The organism is Leclercia sp. W6, assembly GCF_003336345.1.
Lineage (GTDB): Bacteria > Pseudomonadota > Gammaproteobacteria > Enterobacterales > Enterobacteriaceae > Enterobacter.
The window spans coordinates 3,865,819-3,882,795 of record NZ_CP031104.1 but is presented as its reverse complement, the minus strand read 5'-3'; the positions used below and the strand labels follow the sequence as shown (position 1 = coordinate 3,882,795).

The following is a 16,977-nucleotide window of genomic DNA, read 5'->3' as shown; positions in this document are numbered from 1 at the left end:
ATATCAGTTATGCCTGTCGAAAAAGTCGACGATGGCGTGGAGTGCGACTGAGCGCATGGCGTCCTTTTCGAAAAGGATCTCATGGTACGCGCCGTTTATGACCAGCGGTTTACCCCCTTCGCAAGGGTGACCGGCTGCGGCTCGCAGTTCACAGAAGCGGTCGTGCATGCGGTTATCTACTACCCGCTCCTCTTCAGCCTGAAGGATGAGCGTGGGCGTATCGTCCTGACCGGCGCCAGCCAATACCTCTTCACCCGCCAGAATACCTTCGCGAACCCAGTGCCAGGTGGGGCCGCCAACGCGCAAGCGCGGTTCATCGGCATAGAAACGCAGGTTGCGGCGATAACGCTGCTGGCTGTGGGTTAAGACGTTGATGGCAAAAGGCAAAGCCCGCCAGCGTCCTGTTCCGATGGCGTAGCCTTCACGAATACGCTGATGGCCCTCAGCCCAGTCGAGAAGATGGCGCACCATCCAGTCCGGAAAACGTATCACAATGCCATACATCGGCGCGGTAAGCGCAATGGCATCGCACTGGTGATCGTAGCGCTGCAAAAAGAGCGTAGAAATGGCGCCACCCATGGAGTGCGCAAGAATATAGCGCTTGCGCCACGGGCCGGGCTGCACTTCCTGCTGCCAGAATGCGGCCAGATCGTCGACGTAATCGCTGAAGTTTTCCACGTGGCCACGATGGGTATCCGGCAACATCCGACCGGAAAGCCCCTGCCCGCGATGGTCGATAATTAACACATCAAAACCCAGATGGAACAGATCGTACGCCAGCTCGGCATATTTGATGTAGCTTTCGATACGCCCGGGGCAGACGACAATCACCCGGTCATTTTTTTCATCACGGAAACGAACGAAGCGTACCGGGATATCCCCGACGCCCGTAAACTCATCTTCCTCGCGCTGACGCCAGAAATCGGTCAACGGTCCCATGGAGAAAGCAGCAAATGCCTTTTCTCGCGTTTCCCAGTCCTTATTCAGCTGAAACATCGGGTTTACGCCCCTGTAAGCCAAGGAATATCGTTTTTTTGTGACAGGCCGTAAAATGACGCAACATTAGCGTATTGTGGCATAAAAATAGACGATTCGGGAGTTTCAAATGACCTTTGAGTGGTGGTTCGCCTACCTGCTGACATCCATTATCCTCAGCCTTTCACCGGGCTCAGGGGCGATCAATACCATGACCACCGCCATGAACCACGGCTATCGCGGCGCAGCGGCGTCGATTGCCGGCTTGCAAACCGGGCTGGCTATTCACATTGTGCTGGTCGGCGTCGGGCTCGGCACGCTCTTCTCCCGTTCGGTGCTGGCCTTCGAAGTGCTGAAATGGGCTGGGGCAGCCTATCTGATCTGGCTGGGTATTCAGCAATGGCGCGCCGCAGGGTCCCTTGACCTCAACACGCTCGCCCAGACGCAAAGCCGGGGAAAACTGTTTAAGCGTGCAGTGTTTGTGAACCTGACCAACCCGAAGAGCATCGTCTTCCTGGCCGCCCTGTTTCCGCAGTTTATCGTGCCGCATCAGCCCCAGATCATGCAGTACGTGGTGCTCGGCGTGACCACTGTTGTGGTCGATATCATTGTAATGATTGGCTATGCGACGCTGGCTACGCGGATTGCGACATGGATTAAAGGGCCTCGTCAGATGAAGGCCCTGAATAAAGTGTTCGGTTCGCTGTTTATGCTGGTGGGTGCGCTGCTGGCATCAGCAAGGCACGCTTAACGCGACAGGATCAGGTGAATGCCGAAGCCGGCGAATAACGCGCCGGCAACGCCGTCAATCCACTTCGCCAGACGTTGATAGCCGCGTCGCATGGAGGGTAACGCAAACAGGCTTGCCACCACGGTGAACCAGGCAAACGTCTCCAGGACGATCAGCAGGAAGATGCCCCAGCGCGCCCCGGCACCGACATCCTCACCCACGAACAGTGAGAATACCGAACCGAAATAGATAATGGCCTTTGGATTAGCCAGGTTCGTCAGCAGCCCTTTCACAAAGCTGCGTCCGCTGGCCGCCAGCTCCATTTTAGGCTCAGACGCGTCGTTATCCTCTTTTTTGAACGCCCCGCGCAGCATCTGATAGCCCATCCAGCACAGATAGAGGCCGCCGCCGACCATAATTATGTTATGCAGCCAGGCCATCTTAGCGAGGATCAGGTTCAGGCCCAGCAGGGCCAGGGCAGCCCAGACCATAACGCCAAGGGTAATGCCCAGCACGCCCATCATCGCCTCTTTGCGCGAACGGCTCACCGCCGTTTGGGACACGAAGAAAAAGTCGGGGCCTGGGCTCATCAGCGCCACAATATGCACCAGCGCCACGGTCAGAAACAGGGTTAACATAATTAACTCGCGGGGAAATAGTTCAGGGAGCAATCATCCTGGCACTTTTTTGCCGGGCTGACTACTCCTCATCATCACCATCGGTATGAGAACGAATAAGCGCCATAAACTCTTTGCCGAAGCGCTCCAGTTTGCGGGTGCCCACGCCATTGACGCTGAGCATTTCGCTGGCGCTGAGCGGCATCTGCTCGGCCATCTCAATCAGCGTGGCATCGTTGAACACTACATAAGGCGGGATATTCTCTTCATCCGCAATGGCTTTGCGCAGCTTACGCAGCTTGGCAAACAGTTTACGGTCATAGTTGCCGCCGTAAGATTTCTGCATCACACGCGGTTTCAGCGCCACCACGCGCGGCACGGCAAGCTGCAATTCGACCTCGCCGCGCAGCACCGGACGGGCGGCTTCGGTGAGCTGCAGCGCGGAGTGCTGGGCAATGTTCTGGGTGGCAAAGCCCAGGTGGATAAGCTGACGTATCACGCTGACCCAGTGCTCATGGCTCTGATCGCGGCCAATACCGTAGACCGGCAGCTTGTCATGGCCCATCTCGCGGATACGCTGATTGTTGGCACCGCGCAGCACTTCCACCACGTAGCCCATGCCGAAGCGCTGATTGACGCGGCCAATGGTGGAGAGCGCCTTGCGCGCGTCCATCAGCCCGTCGTACTGCTTCGGCGGGTCGAGGCAGATATCGCAGTTGCCGCACGACTCCTGACGCCCCTCGCCAAAATAGTTCAGCAGCACCAGACGGCGGCAGGTTTGCGCTTCGGCAAAGGCGCCCATCGCGTTGAGCTTGTGGCGCTCGATATCCTGCAACTGCCCCTGGGGTTTCTCTTCCAGGCAGCGACGCAGCCAGGCCATATCCGCCGGATCGTAGAAGAGCATCGCCTCGGCGGGCAAGCCATCACGCCCGGCGCGGCCCGTCTCCTGGTAGTAGGATTCGATATTGCGCGGAATGTCGAAATGCACCACAAAGCGCACGTTCGGCTTGTTGATACCCATCCCGAAGGCGACAGTCGCCACCACAATTTGCAGGTCGTCTCGCTGGAATTTCTCCTGCACGTCGGCACGGATGTGGTTTTCCAGCCCCGCATGATAGGCGGCGGCGCTGAAGCCGCGGCTTTGCAGACGGGCGGCGGTGTCTTCCACCTTCGCCCGGCTGTTGCAGTAGATAATGCCGGATTTGCCGCGCTGCTCCTGCACATAGCGCAGCAGCTGATCGAGGGGCTTAAATTTCTCCATCAGCATGTAGCGGATGTTCGGGCGGTCGAAGCTGCTGACCTGAATCAGCGGATCGTTGAGCCCCAGCAGACGCACGATGTCCTGCCGGGTGGTGTCGTCGGCGGTAGCGGTAAGGGCCATAAACGGCACCGACGGGAAGCGCTGACGCAGCTGACCGAGGGCGGCATACTCCGGGCGGAAATCATGCCCCCACTGGGAGATACAGTGCGCTTCGTCTACCGCCAGCAGTACCGGATTCCAGTGCGCCAGATGCTCAAGGAAGTTATCCAGCATCAGGCGTTCCGGAGCGATATAGAGCAGACGAACCTGCCCGGTGCGGCACCCGGCCATCACCTCCTGCTGCTGCTCGCGGGTCTGGGTAGAGTTGAGGCAGGCCGCCGCTACGCCGTTCGCCAGCAGCTGGTCGACCTGGTCTTTCATCAGCGAGATCAGCGGTGACACCACCACCGTCAGGCCATTCAGTACCAGCGCGGGAACCTGATAGCACAGCGATTTACCGCCGCCTGTCGGCATGACCACCAGACAGTCACGCCCCTCAAGGGCCGTGTTGATGATGGTTTCCTGGCCCGGGCGGAACTGGTGATAGCCAAAGGTTTCATGCAAAACCTGTTTAGCCAGCGACTCCTGATTAACGACTTCCGCCTGCACCACATCAACCCCATTTGCCCGAAATTAAAACAGGCGCTATTTTCAGCGCCTGCGAGAGAAACTTCAACGTTTAAGAGAAAAACATTCGAGGAGGCTAGAAAAGATCGTTCAGCATCACGCCCACACCCACGCGGGTCTGGTTGAAGTTGTAGTCGATGAGGGATTCGCCATAGCCGCTATAGACCTGGGTATACAGACGAACATGTTTGGTCAGCGGGTAGCTGACGCCCATCTCTGCCCCGCCATAGCCGGTGTTCCAGTTGTACTGCCCTTTCACACTCAGCACCGCTTCGCCCAGCTGATAGCCCACCCGCAGCTGGTAGTAGCCCATGTATTTGGTGATATCCGGGTTATCGTCGGTGTTGCCCACCACATACCAGGGTTTCACCTCCACCAGCCAGTTGCCGTTCTGCGCCATCAGGCGGCTATAGATGCGGTTCCAGCTGCGCGAGGTGGGGTCGGAGCGACCGTTGGATTGATGGTTGTAGCCAAACTCCACGTCCCGCAGCGTCCAGCCCGCCAACGAGTAGTCGGTAGCAAAGCCAAGGAACAGCTGCGGCTCGTAGTTGGTCTCGCGGAACGGCGAAGATTCATCGCTGTTTGACAGCTGCCACCACGACTTCTGCGTGTAAGAGCCGCCCAGAATCGAATTCGGCCCCAGAATGCCGCGCCATAACGGGAAGGCGAGGCTCAGTTGAAACTTCACCTCATCTTTTTGCGAATCGTCGGCCCAGTCATAGGTTTTGATCGCCTCTTTATTGAGGTCGCTGGTCACGGTATAGATCAGATAATTGCTGTCATAAGGATAGAGCGTAAAAGGATTATCGTGCTCCTCCAACAGGTTAGCGATGATGCTGCCCCGCACGGCAGGCACCTCCTGAGTTGTCGCGTCCTGCGCAAATGCCGAAAGAGGCAGCGCAGCCGCCGCCATGAGTACGGCCTGATATGTCCGCATCGGTGATGCTCTCCTGCAAAGCGTTTTAATGAGAAATATTTTGATCCCTTTTAGCATATTTAATGGTGAGTGGCTTCACCTGTGCTCCGAATCTGGCAATTCAATTTGATGGGGCATAAAATCAACATTCTTTTAACAATAAGGATGTGACGTGTTATGTCTGCCACGCTTACTGCCGAAGAAGCGCTGAAGCTTGTCGGCGAGATTTTCGTCTACCACATGCCGTTCAACCGTGCTCTGGGGCTGGAGCTGGAGCGCTACGAAAAAGATTTCGCCCAACTGAGCTTTAACAACCAGCCAATGATGGTCGGTAACTGGGCACAAAGCATTCTGCATGGCGGCGTTATTGCCTCCGCCCTTGACGTTGCTGCCGGTCTGGTCTGCGTTGGCAGCACCCTGACCCGCCACGACACCATCAACGAAGATGAGCTGCGTCAGCGCCTGTCGCGAATGGGAACCATCGATCTGCGCGTCGATTATCTGCGCCCGGGTCGCGGCAATCGCTTCACCGCCAGCAGCAGTCTGCTGCGTGCGGGCAATAAAGTCGCCGTCGCCCGCGTGGAGTTGCATAACGAAGAGCAGCTCTATATCGCCAGCGCAACTGCTACTTATATGGTGGGTTGAGACGGTAAAATCAGGTAAAATTGCGTGACATATTTGTAACGGATTTTCCTGATGGATGCTAAACAGACGCGGCAAGGCGTTTTACTCGCGCTTGCCGCTTATTTTATCTGGGGTATCGCGCCCGCGTACTTCAAGCTGATTCACTACGTTCCTGCCGATGAAATTCTCACTCACCGCGTAATCTGGTCGTTTTTCTTTATGGTGGCGCTGATGAGCGTAAGCCGTCAGTGGTCAGGGGTGAAAACGCTTCTGCAAACACCTAAGAAAATTTTCCTGCTGGCGCTCTCCGCCGTGTTGATTGGCGGCAACTGGTTGCTGTTCATCTGGGCGGTGAACAACCAGCATATGCTGGAGGCGAGCCTCGGCTATTTCATTAACCCGCTGGTGAATATCGTGCTGGGGATGTTGTTCCTCGGCGAGCGCTTCCGTCGGATGCAGTGGCTGGCGGTGCTTCTCGCCTTTTGTGGCGTGCTGGTTCAGCTGTGGACCTTTGGCTCGCTGCCGATCATCGCTCTGGGGCTGGCGTTCAGCTTCGCCTTTTATGGTCTGGTGCGTAAAAAAATCGCCGTCGAAGCGCAAACCGGGATGCTGTTTGAAACCCTGTGGCTGCTGCCGGTAGCCGCCATTTATCTGTTTGCTATCGCCGACAGCAGCACCAGCCATATGGGCAGCAACCCGTGGACGCTGAACGTGATGCTGATGGCCGCCGGGGTCGTTACGACCATCCCGCTGCTCTGCTTTACCGGTGCGGCAACGCGCCTGCGCCTGTCAACGCTGGGCTTCTTCCAGTATATCGGTCCGACGCTGATGTTCCTGCTGGCGGTGCTGTTCTACGGCGAAGTGCCGGGGGCAGATAAGATGGTGACTTTCGCGTTTATCTGGGTGGCGCTGGCGGTGTTTGTGGCGGATGCGATTTATACCCAGCGCAGGACGCGCAGAGGGCTGTAGTGCTTTTTTGCCGGATGGCGCTTCGCTTATCCGGCCACGGGTTCGTGCTTTTCCAGGCCCGGTAAGCGTAGCGCCACCGGGCGCAACACTCACAACCAGTTACGGCGCTTGAAGTAGAGATACGGCGCCAGCCCGGCAAGCACCATAAAGACAATCGCCCCCGGGTAGCCAAAGCTCCACTTCAGCTCCGGCATAAACTCGAAGTTCATCCCATAGCTGGACGCCACTAAGGTAGGCGGCAGGAAGACCACCGACACCACCGAGAAGATCTTGATGATGCGGTTCTGCTCGATGTTGATAAAGCCCATCGCCGCCTGCATCAGGAAGTTCACCTTCTGGAACAGGGATTCGTTGTGCGGCAGCAGGGATTCGATATCGCGGAGGATCTCACGCGCCTGCTCCAGCTGCCCACCCGGCAGACGCGCCTTGCGCACCAGGAAGTTGAGCGCGCGCTGGGTATCCATCAGACACAGCCGGACTTTCCAGCCGATATCTTCCAGCTCTGCCAGCGTTGACAGCGCTTCATCGTACTCATCGCCCTGATGCCCTTCCATGATCACCCGGCTCAGCTCTTCCAGATCGCTGTAGATGTTTTCAATCTCATCCGCCAGCTGTTCGATTTTGGTTTCAAACAGGTCGAGCAGCAGCTCGTAGGCGTTACCGTCCACCATCGCCTGGTTACGGGCGCGCATACGGTAGAGGCGGAACGCAGGCAGCTCACGCTCACGCAGGGTAAACAGGCGGCCATCGCGGATGGTGAATGCGACGGTGGAGTTACCGGCGTGATCTTCTGCATCTTCAAAGAAGAAAAAGGAGTGAATATGCAGGCCATCTTCGTCTTCAAAGAAACGGGCCGATGCTTCGATATCTTCCAGTTCCGGGCGGGTGGCCAGGCTTTGTCCGAGCTCAGATTGTACGCGCAGGCGTTCGTCGTCATCCGGTTCGACCAGATCCACCCAAACGGCATCAATGAGGGGTTGTGACTCTTCAGCTTCAAGCCGAATCAGTCGGTTTTTTTCCAGTTGAAATGCGCTCAGCATGACCGGGACTCCCAATGCAAAAAATATCGGACAGTTCGGTGGGCACACAGAAACAATTTGGGTTTCAGACCATTAAACAGCCTGACTCAGCGCGACGGGAAGAATTGTCGCTGACAACCACTAAGGCCATCAGCGTGAGGAGATAGCCTTAGGAGTTGTTCCTGGATGACAGGGAATTGAGCCAGTATCTACTGGGTGTGTCCAAGGCGAATGTCCTCTTAGCGTAATCGTGCGCGCATGTTACGCCAGCAGTAACGGCGGCGTCAACTCGCAACGGAACGCTGAAGGGTAATAAATAGCCTTATACATATAAGGCTAGCAGATAGTTACAAAATAGTGATATTTTTCTGAAAGTTACACGGTTTCCAGCTTGGCGTAAGCGGCCACCAGCCATTTGATGCCCTGCCCCTGGAACGCCACCTGCAGGCGACTGTGCTCGCCGCTACCCTCCAGATTGACGATGGTGCCTTCGCCAAATTTGGCATGGCGAACACGCTGGCCCAGCTTAAAGCCGCTGTCGCTTTCCGAGACCGGCGTCCCCAGACGCTGATGGCTCACCGGGCGGCTGATGCTGGCGCGCAGGCGTACCTCTTCCACGCACTCCTCCGGCAGCTCGCCGACAAAGCGTGACGGGCGGTGATAGACCTCTTTGCCGTACAGACGGCGGGTTTCGGCATAGGTCAGGGTCAGCTTTTGCATCGCGCGGGTCACGCCTACATAGGCCAGACGACGCTCCTCCTCCAGACGGCCGCCCTCATCCAGCGACATCTGGCTCGGGAACATCCCCTCTTCCATGCCGACGATAAACACCTGCGGGAACTCCAGACCTTTGGCCGAGTGGAGGGTCATCAGCTGCACCGCGTCCTGCCAGGTGTCGGCCTGCCCTTCGCCCGCCTCCAGCGCGGCATGGGACAGGAACGCCTGCAGCGGCATCAGGTCTTCATCTTCTTCGTTGTAGCTGAACTGACGCGTGGCGGTCACCAGCTCCTCTAAGTTCTCAATACGGGTCTGGCCCTTCTCGCCTTTCTCCTGCTCATACATCATGCGCAGGCCGGAGTCTTTGATCACCCGGTCGGTCTGAACGTGCAACGGCATGTCGGCGGTTTCTTGCGCCAGAGCTTCGATAAGCTCCAGGAAGCGCTGCAGCGCGCTGGCTGCGCGTCCGGCAAGCGCCCGCTCCTGCAGCAGCTCGCGACTCGCCTGCCACAGCGTCAGCTGGCGATCCCGGGAGGTCTGACGCACCACATCCAGGGTGCGATCGCCGATGCCGCGGGTTGGCGTGTTGACCACGCGCTCGAAGGCCGCATCGTCGTTGCGGTTGGCGATCAGACGCAGATAGGAGAGCGCGTCTTTGATCTCCTGACGTTCGAAGAAGCGCATGCCGCCGTAGATGCGGTAGGGCATGCTGGCCTGTAGCAGCGCCTCTTCCAGCACACGCGACTGGGCGTTGCTGCGATAGAGAATGGCGCACTGCTCCAGCGCCCCGCCGTTGTCCTGCCAGGTTTTGATCCGGTTGACCACAAAGCGGGCTTCATCCAGCTCGTTAAAGGCGCAGTAGAGGGAGATAGGCTCGCCGTCGATGCCCTCGGTCCAGAGCTTTTTGCCCAGGCGACCGTTGTTATTTTCAATCAGGGCATTGGCTGCGCTCAGAATGTTGTTGGTGGAGCGGTAGTTCTGTTCCAGGCGAATGGTCTCTGCGCCGGGGAAATCCTTCAGGAAGCGCTGGATGTTCTCGACCTGTGCGCCGCGCCAGCCGTAGATCGACTGATCGTCGTCACCCACGATCATCACCTTGCTGGAGTCGCCCGCCAGCAGGCGGATCCACGCGTACTGAATGTTGTTAGTATCCTGGAATTCGTCCACCAGGATGTTGGTAAAGCGTTCGCGATAGTGCTGCAGAATATGCGGTTTGTTCAGCCACAGCTCATGAGCGCGCAACAGCAGCTCGGCAAAATCCACCAGCCCGGCGCGATCGCAGGCTTCCTGATAGGCCTGGTAGACTTTCTGCCAGGTCTGCTCAATCGGATTACCAAAGCTCTGGATATGGTGCGGACGCAGCCCTTCGTCTTTCTGGCTGTTGATGTACCACATCGCCTGACGCGGCGGCCACTGCTTCTCGTCGAGGTTCATGGCCTTGATCAGGCGCTTCAGGAGACGCAGCTGATCTTCGCTGTCGAGGATCTGAAAATCCTGCGGCAGGTTAGCGTCCAGATGGTGCGCACGCAGCAGGCGGTGCGCCAGCCCGTGGAAGGTGCCCACCCACATGCCGCCCTGGCTGGTGCCCATCAGCTGGGCGATACGGTGGCGCATCTCCGCCGCCGCTTTGTTGGTGAAGGTCACCGCCATAATGGAGTATGGCGAACAGTTCTCCACGCTCTGCAGCCAGGCGATACGGTGTACCAGCACGCGTGTCTTACCACTGCCCGCCCCAGCCAGAACCAGCATGTTGGTGCGCGTCGCGGCAACCGCGTCACGCTGTTTGTCATTGAGGCTGTCGAGCAGGTAAGAAACGTCCATTGGCACCGTCACGTAGTAATCAGGAACATTGCAAAACGCCCGCTGGCGCTTCGCTTACCGGGCCTTCGACCGCAAAACCCTGGTAATTTATACAATATTACTGGTGATTATATCAGCGTGGTGAGGGATGCCAACCGTGAAATTTCCAGGTGCGGCAGCAGACGGCTGTCCAGCGTGGTCATCAGATCGGCATTTTCAGGCTTGATCCAGCAGGCCTGCATGCCGCAGCGGATCGCCCCTGCAACATCGGTGGTCAGGTCATCTCCCACGTGAAGAATATTCCCCAACGGCAGGTCGAGCTTCTCCGCCGCCAGATGGTACATATCGTTAAATGGCTTCGAGCGCCCGTGCGGGCCTGCGCGCAGCACAAACTGGAAGTAGTCGCCAAGGCCGAACAGTTCCGGCTGGGCATTGCCGTTGGTGATAGCCACCAGCGGCCACTTTTCGGCAAGCGCAGCCAGCGTGTCGTGCGTCTCCTGCGGGACGTCGATACGGCTGCGCCATGTCGCGAAGTGCGCCATCGACGCTTCTGCGCCAAGCGCGGCCTCGGCAGCGGTCAGACCCGCGTTGAGCATAGCCAGCTCAACGGCCCGACGGCGCCATTCCGTCACATCGTGATAGATTTCCGGTTCGGTCTGCCGTAACGCCTGGCGCAGACGGTGAAACTCTTTGTTTTCCAGCGCTTTTAACGCCGGATGATAGTTTTGTACAAAAGCCAGTGCTTCCTGCTCGGTTCGCAGGATCACCTGACGGTTGTCGTATAGGGTGTCATCAAGGTCAAACGTCAGGGCAGAGATTTGGCCTAATGGACGATAAAAACGCATTATTTCCCCCGTTTGGCGCGTGGATGCGCCGCGTCGTACACCGAGGCAAGGTGTTGAAAATCGAGATGGGTATAGATTTGGGTGGTGGACAAATTGGCGTGGCCCAGCAGCTCCTGGACGCCACGCAGGTCACCGCTGGACTCCAGCATGTGGGTGGCGAACGAATGGCGCAATTTATGGGGATGGACATGGCTGTTCAGCCCCTGCTTAATCCCCCACTCGGCAAACCGTTTTTGCACGTTACGCGCCGAGATGCGCTTGCCCAGCTTCGAGAGAAAGAGCGCATCGTCTTCGGTACCGAACAGGCCGCGCAGATCGAGCCAGTGCTCAATCCACACCACGGCATTGCGGCCAATGGGCAAGCGCCGCTCTTTGCTGCCTTTGCCCATCACCCACACTTCCCCGGTATCCAGATCGAGATGTTTGATATCCAGGTTAACCAGCTCGGAAAGACGCAGGCCGGCACCGTACATCACCTCCAGCATGGCGCGGTCACGCACCGCCAGCGGATCGTTGAGATCGATATCCAGCAGGCGGTTAACGTCATCCACGTCGATATTTTTGGGCAGATGGCGCGGCGCTTTCGGGGCGGCGATCCCTTTGGCCGGATTGGCGCTGAGTTCGCCCTGGCTGACCAGCCAGTCAAAGAAGCTGCGCAGTGCCGAGAGCCGAAGCGCGAGGCTGGCCGGGCCAAGCCCTTTACGGCGGCTGCGCACAGCAAACGTGCGCACCGTGGCGGCATCACATTGTTGCCAGCTCGTCAGGCCGATTTCATCGGCTAACTGCATGATGGCATCAAGCTGACGCTGATAGTTCAACAGGGTGATCGGGCTGAGCTGGCGCTCAACGCCCAGATAGCGCAGAAAACGGGTAACGGCAGGTGCCAGCTGAGCGTCCGTCATACGCGTTCAATCCAGCGCTCCAGCAGCTCGGGCAGCATCTGCGTAATCTCCTGCAGCAGTTGTGTGCCTTGTCCCTGCTGGTAATGATGCGGATCGCGGCTGGTAAACAGCATCACACCAAGCTCGCCGTCGCGCCCCATCAGGGACATGGCTACCGACCCGATGGCTTTGGCCTCTGGCAGCACCACCAGGAGTTCAGGACCATTCAGTTGTCCAAGATAGTGGTTCGCTTGCCCCATACGCTGAATGCGCAGCGGCTCAAACGCCTGACGCGACAGGGCCAGATGGGTAAAACGTGAGGGCGCGCCAATGCGCCAGCGGTCCGGGAAGAGGCGTATCGTGGCACCCGCCAGCCCCAGATCACGCGCCCAGCGATGCAAACGGAGAAGAAATTCGTCCAGGCTGCTGGCCGACGCCAGCCGGGATTGCAGGTGCAGGAGGCGATAGAACAGCCCTTCATTACTGCTCGCCTGCTCCATCAGCAGGGAGATGTTCTCTTCAAGATGATTAATATGGTTGCGCGCGCGCGCCATATGCCACTCAACCAGCGAGACCGTACCGCGAACCGGGTGCGGGACGCGCATCTCTTCAACGACACGCGCATTGCGAATAAAGAAATCAGGATGGCGCAGCAGGTAATCAACAACCGCCCGGTCGTCCATTGCCGTCAGCGTCTCCTGCAGTTCTTCTCCTGGTTGTTTCATAGATGGATAAACCCGTCATAAACTTGTGTCGCCGGGCCGGTCATATAGAGCGGCTGGCCCGGGCCTTTCCAGGCGATATCAAGACGCCCGCCTGGTAAATCCACGCGAACCTCTGGTGCCAGTAAACCCTGCGTAATCCCCACCGCGACGGCCGCACAGGCACCGCTGCCGCACGCCTGCGTCTCGCCTGCGCCACGTTCAAAAACGCGCAGACGGATGTGTTCGCGGGTGAGAACCTGCATAAATCCAATGTTGGCGCGTTCCGGAAAACGCTCATGGCTCTCCAGCACCGGCCCGAGGGTTTCGACGGGCGCCGTCGCCACGTCATCAACCTGAATCACGCAGTGCGGGTTCCCCATGGAGACCACGCCGCACAAGACTGTCTGTTCCGCCACGCGCATGATATAGGTCTTTTCCGCTTTGTTGGCGCGGAACGGCACCTGCGAGGGTTCGAAGTTTGGCTCGCCCATATTCACCCGCACCAGCTCGTCGTCGGTCACGCTCAGTACCATCCGTCCGTTGGCGGTGCTGACGCGAATATCGCGCTTGTTAGTGAGCCCCTTCAGACGGACAAAACGGGCAAAACAGCGCGCGCCGTTGCCGCACTGGGAGACTTCGCTGCCGTCGGCATTAAAGATACGGTAGTGAAAATCGAGATCCGGATCGTAGGGCGGCTCAACCACCAGCAGCTGATCAAACCCCACCCCCAGGTGCCGATCGGCCAGACGGCGGATCAGCTCCGGGGAAAAGAAGACATTCTGCGTTACCGCGTCGACGACCATAAAGTCATTGCCAAGGCCATGCATCTTAGAAAACTGCATTATTTACTCCATTGCGCGGACAGGAGCGCTTGTCAGTAATTGACCTGGCTTGGACCGTTGTTATCGCCGCGATCGTTACGATCCGGCATAGTGGTTTGCACTGGGCTTTCCACTTTTTTGGTCGGTGGCGGCGCGGTTTCATCTGCTGGCGGGAAATAGAGCGGCCCTTTCAGACCACATCCGGTCAGGCTAAACAGCGTAAGGAGAACGGCAAGCGTTCGAAAAACGTTTTTCATTATCATGTTGCCTGTAAGTTCAAATCTGTTTTCTATCATCGCAGGAGAAGGCACAAAAGCAAGAGTTTGCCGCTAACCTGCAACCGGAATTATTTAGCGTTATACTGCCGCCATCACGAAAAACAGGAACAGAACCATGAATGACAGTGAATTCCATCGCCTTGCCGATAACCTGTGGCAAACCATCGAAGAACGCCTGGATGACTGGGATGGCGACAGCGACATCGATTGTGAAATCAATGGCGGCGTGCTGACCATCAGCTTCGAAAACGGCAGCAAAATCATTATTAACCGCCAGGAGCCGCTTCACCAGGTGTGGCTGGCCACTAAACAGGGCGGCTACCACTTCGACCTGAAAGGCGACGAGTGGATTTGCGATCGCAGCGGTGAGACCTTCTGGGATCTGCTTGAGCAGGCAGCAACGCAGCAGTCAGGTGAAGAGGTGAGCTTCCGCTAAGGCTGTTTTGCCGGATGGCGCTTCGCTTATCCGGCCTACGGGTTCGTGCCTTTGTAGGCCCGGTAAGCGTAGCGCCACCGGGCAATGGCCGTCAGGAGAAATACTGCTGCAACAGCGGGGTGCTGGCATCCTGTCTGTCAGGGACGACCGGGGTAATCGCCTGGGTGCGGAACGGGATCACCTGCGCACGGCCATCCACCTTCACAATCTGATAGAACTGCGGCAGGTTGAAGTTGATAAAACTTGAGCCGTAAGTGAAGCGGTCATGGGAAGAAGAGTAGAAGCGGCTGACGTCGCGCACCAGTTCCTCTTTGCTGCCTTCACAGTGGTGATACACTTCGGCGCGGTTGGTTTCGTCGAGGATGTAGATATTGAACCCGGCATCCTCCCCCGTCTCCTCAAAGAAGAACTGAATAATCCCTTCACTGGCGAAGCCGTCCACCACCTGCGGCAGTTTGACGTGGTTGGTCTCTACCTGTACCGACAGACCGTGCAGTTTGTTGTGCGAAATAGCGCCGTAAAACTCAATGGCGTTTTCCAGCTTCTGCACCGAGACGTTCAGACGTTCAAAGAAGAGGCCCCAGGTCTGGCCGGAGACGCGCAGCGCTTTAAAGCGCCCGGTTTCCTGACGGGTACTGGAGAGGCGCAGATCGATACATTCAGAGACCAGCTGCTGTACGCGGGTACGGATCAGGCCGCGCAGATGCTGGCTATAACAGAACACCTCGACGCTGTCCGGCGGCGCGGCATCCTGGTGCATTTTGCCGAGAATCGTTTTCAGCGCTTCGATCATCGCCTGCTCGCCGTTGAAGTGCAGGGTACGCACTTCGTTCCACGAGTTGCGATAGAGCAGATCGACGCTGCCCACCAGGCAGTTTTGCTGCTCGCCAAAGCTGAACACATCCAGCTTGCGGAAATCAAAATGGACCACCTGATTGCGGAACGCCGCCGTCGGGTCATATTCCAGGTTGACGATAATCGCCAGATGGCGAATTTCGCACGGGCTGTAGAGCGCTTTCGGCGTCGGCGCAGGCAGACGCAGCGGGAAGTGGTGCGACACATCGGCGACCATTTCCTGCAGCTTGGCTAAATCGACAATCTCGTTACCTTTAATAAACAGACGCGTGCGGGAGGTCAGCAGGCCGTTAAACCAGGCCCACGCCACCAGCTTGTTCAGGTAACGGTTATATTCCAGCGGCTGATGGCTGATGATCGAATCCATGCTTGGGGCACGGTTGTAGAGATACCAGCCGGTACGGTTCGCACGACCAGGTGGAACATAGATAAAGGTCAGGTTCGGTTCAGACAGGTCCGGCGAAATCTGTGGGTTCACCAGCGTCACTTTACCCGGCAGCGCTTCAAACGCCGCGTACAGCTTACGGGTCAGAACGCCGATATCCTGCGGGCTGGCGGAAACGCTGAGGTTGTTACGACGGGCAAAGCGGATCAGGTTACGGTAGCTCTGCATCATCGCATCGAGCAGTTCGTTGTGCGCTTCACGCACCTGATCGATCTTCCAGTTGGCGCGGTTATCGAGCATCGACAGGCGCTCTTCGTCCCATCCCCACTCTTTGACTAACTGACTGACCACTTCACGACGCCAGCCAACGCAGGCGCGCTCACGGCTGAGCTTCTCACAGACTTTGAGGTAGAAACATCGACGGACCAGATCGAGGCGGGTCGGATCGTCGATGGCTTTTAGGTATTCGGTGACGCGTTCAAGCATCATGCAGTAGGCATCAAGACCGAAAGAGACGATCTCGCCATCATGCAGACGCTGTTTAATGTCTTTTGCCAGCAGGCGCGGGGTCGGGTATTCCCAGGAATAGGCTTCGAGCAGCAGCGTTTTCAGCACCGCTTTGTATGGGGAATCGATACTTTTATAGAGCTGCCACAGGCTGGCGCCGAAGTACTCTTCCGCAGACAGCGAGCTTAAGCCCCCCAGGTCCAGCCACTCGTTTGGCGTCAGGACACCCTGGGCGTAAAGCTTCATGACGTAGTCGTCGTAATGCTCTTCTTCGTCGCACGGCACCATACTCCACAGGATACGCTTCCCGGCGAGGCGCACGGCGGTACGGTAAAATTCATCCAGCAACAGGATGTGCTGGGTCGAGCCGCAGTCTTCGCCCCCCAGACTGCCGCTTTCATTATGGCGGAAACGGTTTTCATCAATCAGGAAGAAGCTGACTTCCACGCCGAGCGATGCCGCCCAGCTCTCCAGCAGGCTGCATTTACGCTGCAGCAGTTGACGTTCTTCATTATCAAGCCAGGATTGATGACAGACCCAGATATCAAGATCCGACGAGCAGCTTTGCCCCACCGAAGAGGTACTGCCCATGGTGTAGACGCCAGTGATAGGCAGTTCGCCTTTTGGCGACTCCTGCGCCGGCATACCGCGATAGAGTTCCAGCTCTTTCAGATAGTGCTGTTGGGTTTCATCAGGCGTGAAAAGGCAGATGCCTTTGGGAACGTTACCATCAAGGTAACCCGGCATCAGCGGATGGTGATAATGCAACAATGTCGGCAGTAGACTGTAAACCTGCTGGAAAGCAGGTCCCATGGCAGCAAGCGCGCGATCGACGCGCAGTTGATTGATGGCATCCAGTCGCTGTTTCAGAGTCTCAATATAGAGGTACAAGACGTATCGCCTGATGTTCAGAAAGCGCTCACCTTCAGCAAGACCGAGGATTACGCATTCACAGTATTTCGAAAGTAGCC

General features: G+C 57.5%; 17 protein-coding genes. 4 read left to right on the top strand and 13 right to left on the bottom strand.

Annotation, left to right across the window (positions count from 1 at the left end; all coding sequences use genetic code 11):
* Positions 1 to 3 precede the first annotated feature (3 nt).
* Positions 4 to 996 carry a lysophospholipase L2 gene (gene pldB / locus DVA43_RS18970; protein ID WP_114316427.1) on the bottom strand — a complete coding sequence of 331 codons (993 nt, stop codon included), beginning with the start codon at positions 994 to 996 and terminating at the stop codon, positions 4 to 6.
* Positions 997 to 1,105: 109 nt separating this feature from the next.
* Between pldB and rhtB the strand changes: the two genes are divergently transcribed.
* Positions 1,106 to 1,726, top strand: a complete 621-nt coding sequence (gene rhtB, locus DVA43_RS18965; RefSeq protein ID WP_114316426.1) for a homoserine/homoserine lactone efflux protein — start codon at positions 1,106 to 1,108, stop codon at positions 1,724 to 1,726.
* Here the strand turns inward: rhtB and rhtC are convergent.
* The 3 genes from rhtC to pldA form a co-directional block, all read right to left on the bottom strand.
* Positions 1,723 to 2,343, bottom strand: a complete 621-nt coding sequence (gene rhtC, locus DVA43_RS18960) for a threonine export protein RhtC (protein WP_114316425.1) — start codon at positions 2,341 to 2,343, stop codon at positions 1,723 to 1,725. The two genes, rhtB and rhtC, sit on opposite strands and share 4 nt — an antisense overlap.
* A gap of 61 nt (positions 2,344 to 2,404) precedes the next feature.
* Positions 2,405 to 4,234 (bottom strand): ATP-dependent DNA helicase RecQ, encoded by a 1,830-nt coding sequence (gene recQ / locus DVA43_RS18955; RefSeq protein WP_103825341.1) that lies wholly within the window; start codon positions 4,232 to 4,234, stop codon positions 2,405 to 2,407.
* Positions 4,235 to 4,325: 91 nt separating this feature from the next.
* Complete coding sequence (gene pldA / locus DVA43_RS18950; protein WP_103825340.1) at positions 4,326 to 5,186, bottom strand: phospholipase A; 861 nt, start codon at positions 5,184 to 5,186, stop codon at positions 4,326 to 4,328.
* A gap of 156 nt (positions 5,187 to 5,342) precedes the next feature.
* On the opposite strand from pldA, the gene yigI reads away from it, so the two are divergent.
* A complete protein-coding gene (gene yigI, locus DVA43_RS18945) occupies positions 5,343 to 5,810 on the top strand; it encodes an acyl-CoA thioesterase YigI (RefSeq protein ID WP_103177439.1) in 468 nt (155 codons plus the stop codon).
* A 51-nt stretch (positions 5,811 to 5,861) separates the two neighbouring features.
* A complete protein-coding gene (rarD, locus tag DVA43_RS18940; RefSeq protein ID WP_114316424.1) occupies positions 5,862 to 6,758 on the top strand; it encodes an EamA family transporter RarD in 897 nt (298 codons plus the stop codon).
* 89 nt (positions 6,759 to 6,847) lie between these two features.
* On the opposite strand, the gene corA is transcribed toward rarD, so the two are convergent.
* The 8 genes from corA to DVA43_RS18905 all read right to left on the bottom strand — a co-directional run bounded on the left by corA (position 6,848) and on the right by DVA43_RS18905 (position 13,802).
* Positions 6,848 to 7,798 carry a magnesium/cobalt transporter CorA gene (gene corA / locus DVA43_RS18935; RefSeq protein WP_039031208.1) on the bottom strand — a complete coding sequence of 317 codons (951 nt, stop codon included), beginning with the start codon at positions 7,796 to 7,798 and terminating at the stop codon, positions 6,848 to 6,850.
* Between the two features lie 148 nt (positions 7,799 to 7,946).
* The gene (ysgD, locus tag DVA43_RS25175) at positions 7,947 to 8,003 is read right to left on the bottom strand and encodes a YsgD/CorL family protein (protein WP_212743980.1); all 57 of its coding nucleotides are present in this window, start codon (positions 8,001 to 8,003) and stop codon (positions 7,947 to 7,949) included.
* 149 nt (positions 8,004 to 8,152) lie between these two features.
* On the bottom strand, positions 8,153 to 10,315 hold the full coding sequence (gene uvrD, locus DVA43_RS18930; RefSeq protein ID WP_114316423.1) for a DNA helicase II: 2,163 nt from the start codon (positions 10,313 to 10,315) through the stop codon (positions 8,153 to 8,155).
* Between the two features lie 107 nt (positions 10,316 to 10,422).
* The gene (yigB, locus tag DVA43_RS18925) at positions 10,423 to 11,139 is read right to left on the bottom strand and encodes a 5-amino-6-(5-phospho-D-ribitylamino)uracil phosphatase YigB (protein WP_103177442.1); all 717 of its coding nucleotides are present in this window, start codon (positions 11,137 to 11,139) and stop codon (positions 10,423 to 10,425) included.
* Positions 11,139 to 12,041, bottom strand: coding sequence for a tyrosine recombinase XerC (gene xerC, locus DVA43_RS18920; RefSeq protein WP_114316422.1), 903 nt, complete (start codon positions 12,039 to 12,041; stop codon positions 11,139 to 11,141). Before xerC ends, yigB begins: the two co-directional genes overlap by 1 nt.
* Entirely contained in the window at positions 12,038 to 12,745 is a 708-nt protein-coding gene (locus DVA43_RS18915) for a DUF484 domain-containing protein (protein WP_114316421.1), read from the bottom strand. Before DVA43_RS18915 ends, xerC begins: the two co-directional genes overlap by 4 nt.
* The gene (dapF, locus tag DVA43_RS18910; protein WP_114316420.1) at positions 12,742 to 13,566 is read right to left on the bottom strand and encodes a diaminopimelate epimerase; all 825 of its coding nucleotides are present in this window, start codon (positions 13,564 to 13,566) and stop codon (positions 12,742 to 12,744) included. The genes DVA43_RS18915 and dapF overlap by 4 nt, the downstream gene beginning before the upstream one ends.
* Before the next feature lie 32 nt (positions 13,567 to 13,598).
* Complete coding sequence (locus DVA43_RS18905) at positions 13,599 to 13,802, bottom strand: lipoprotein (protein ID WP_103177446.1); 204 nt, start codon at positions 13,800 to 13,802, stop codon at positions 13,599 to 13,601.
* 136 nt (positions 13,803 to 13,938) lie between these two features.
* Between DVA43_RS18905 and cyaY the strand changes: the two genes are divergently transcribed.
* Positions 13,939 to 14,259: an iron donor protein CyaY gene (gene cyaY, locus DVA43_RS18900; RefSeq protein WP_103177447.1), complete on the top strand. Its 321-nt coding sequence runs from the start codon at positions 13,939 to 13,941 to the stop codon at positions 14,257 to 14,259.
* A 91-nt stretch (positions 14,260 to 14,350) separates the two neighbouring features.
* On the opposite strand, the gene cyaA is transcribed toward cyaY, so the two are convergent.
* Positions 14,351 to 16,897: a class I adenylate cyclase gene (cyaA, locus tag DVA43_RS18895; RefSeq protein WP_103177448.1), complete on the bottom strand. Its 2,547-nt coding sequence runs from the start codon at positions 16,895 to 16,897 to the stop codon at positions 14,351 to 14,353.
* Positions 16,898 to 16,977 lie beyond the last annotated feature (80 nt).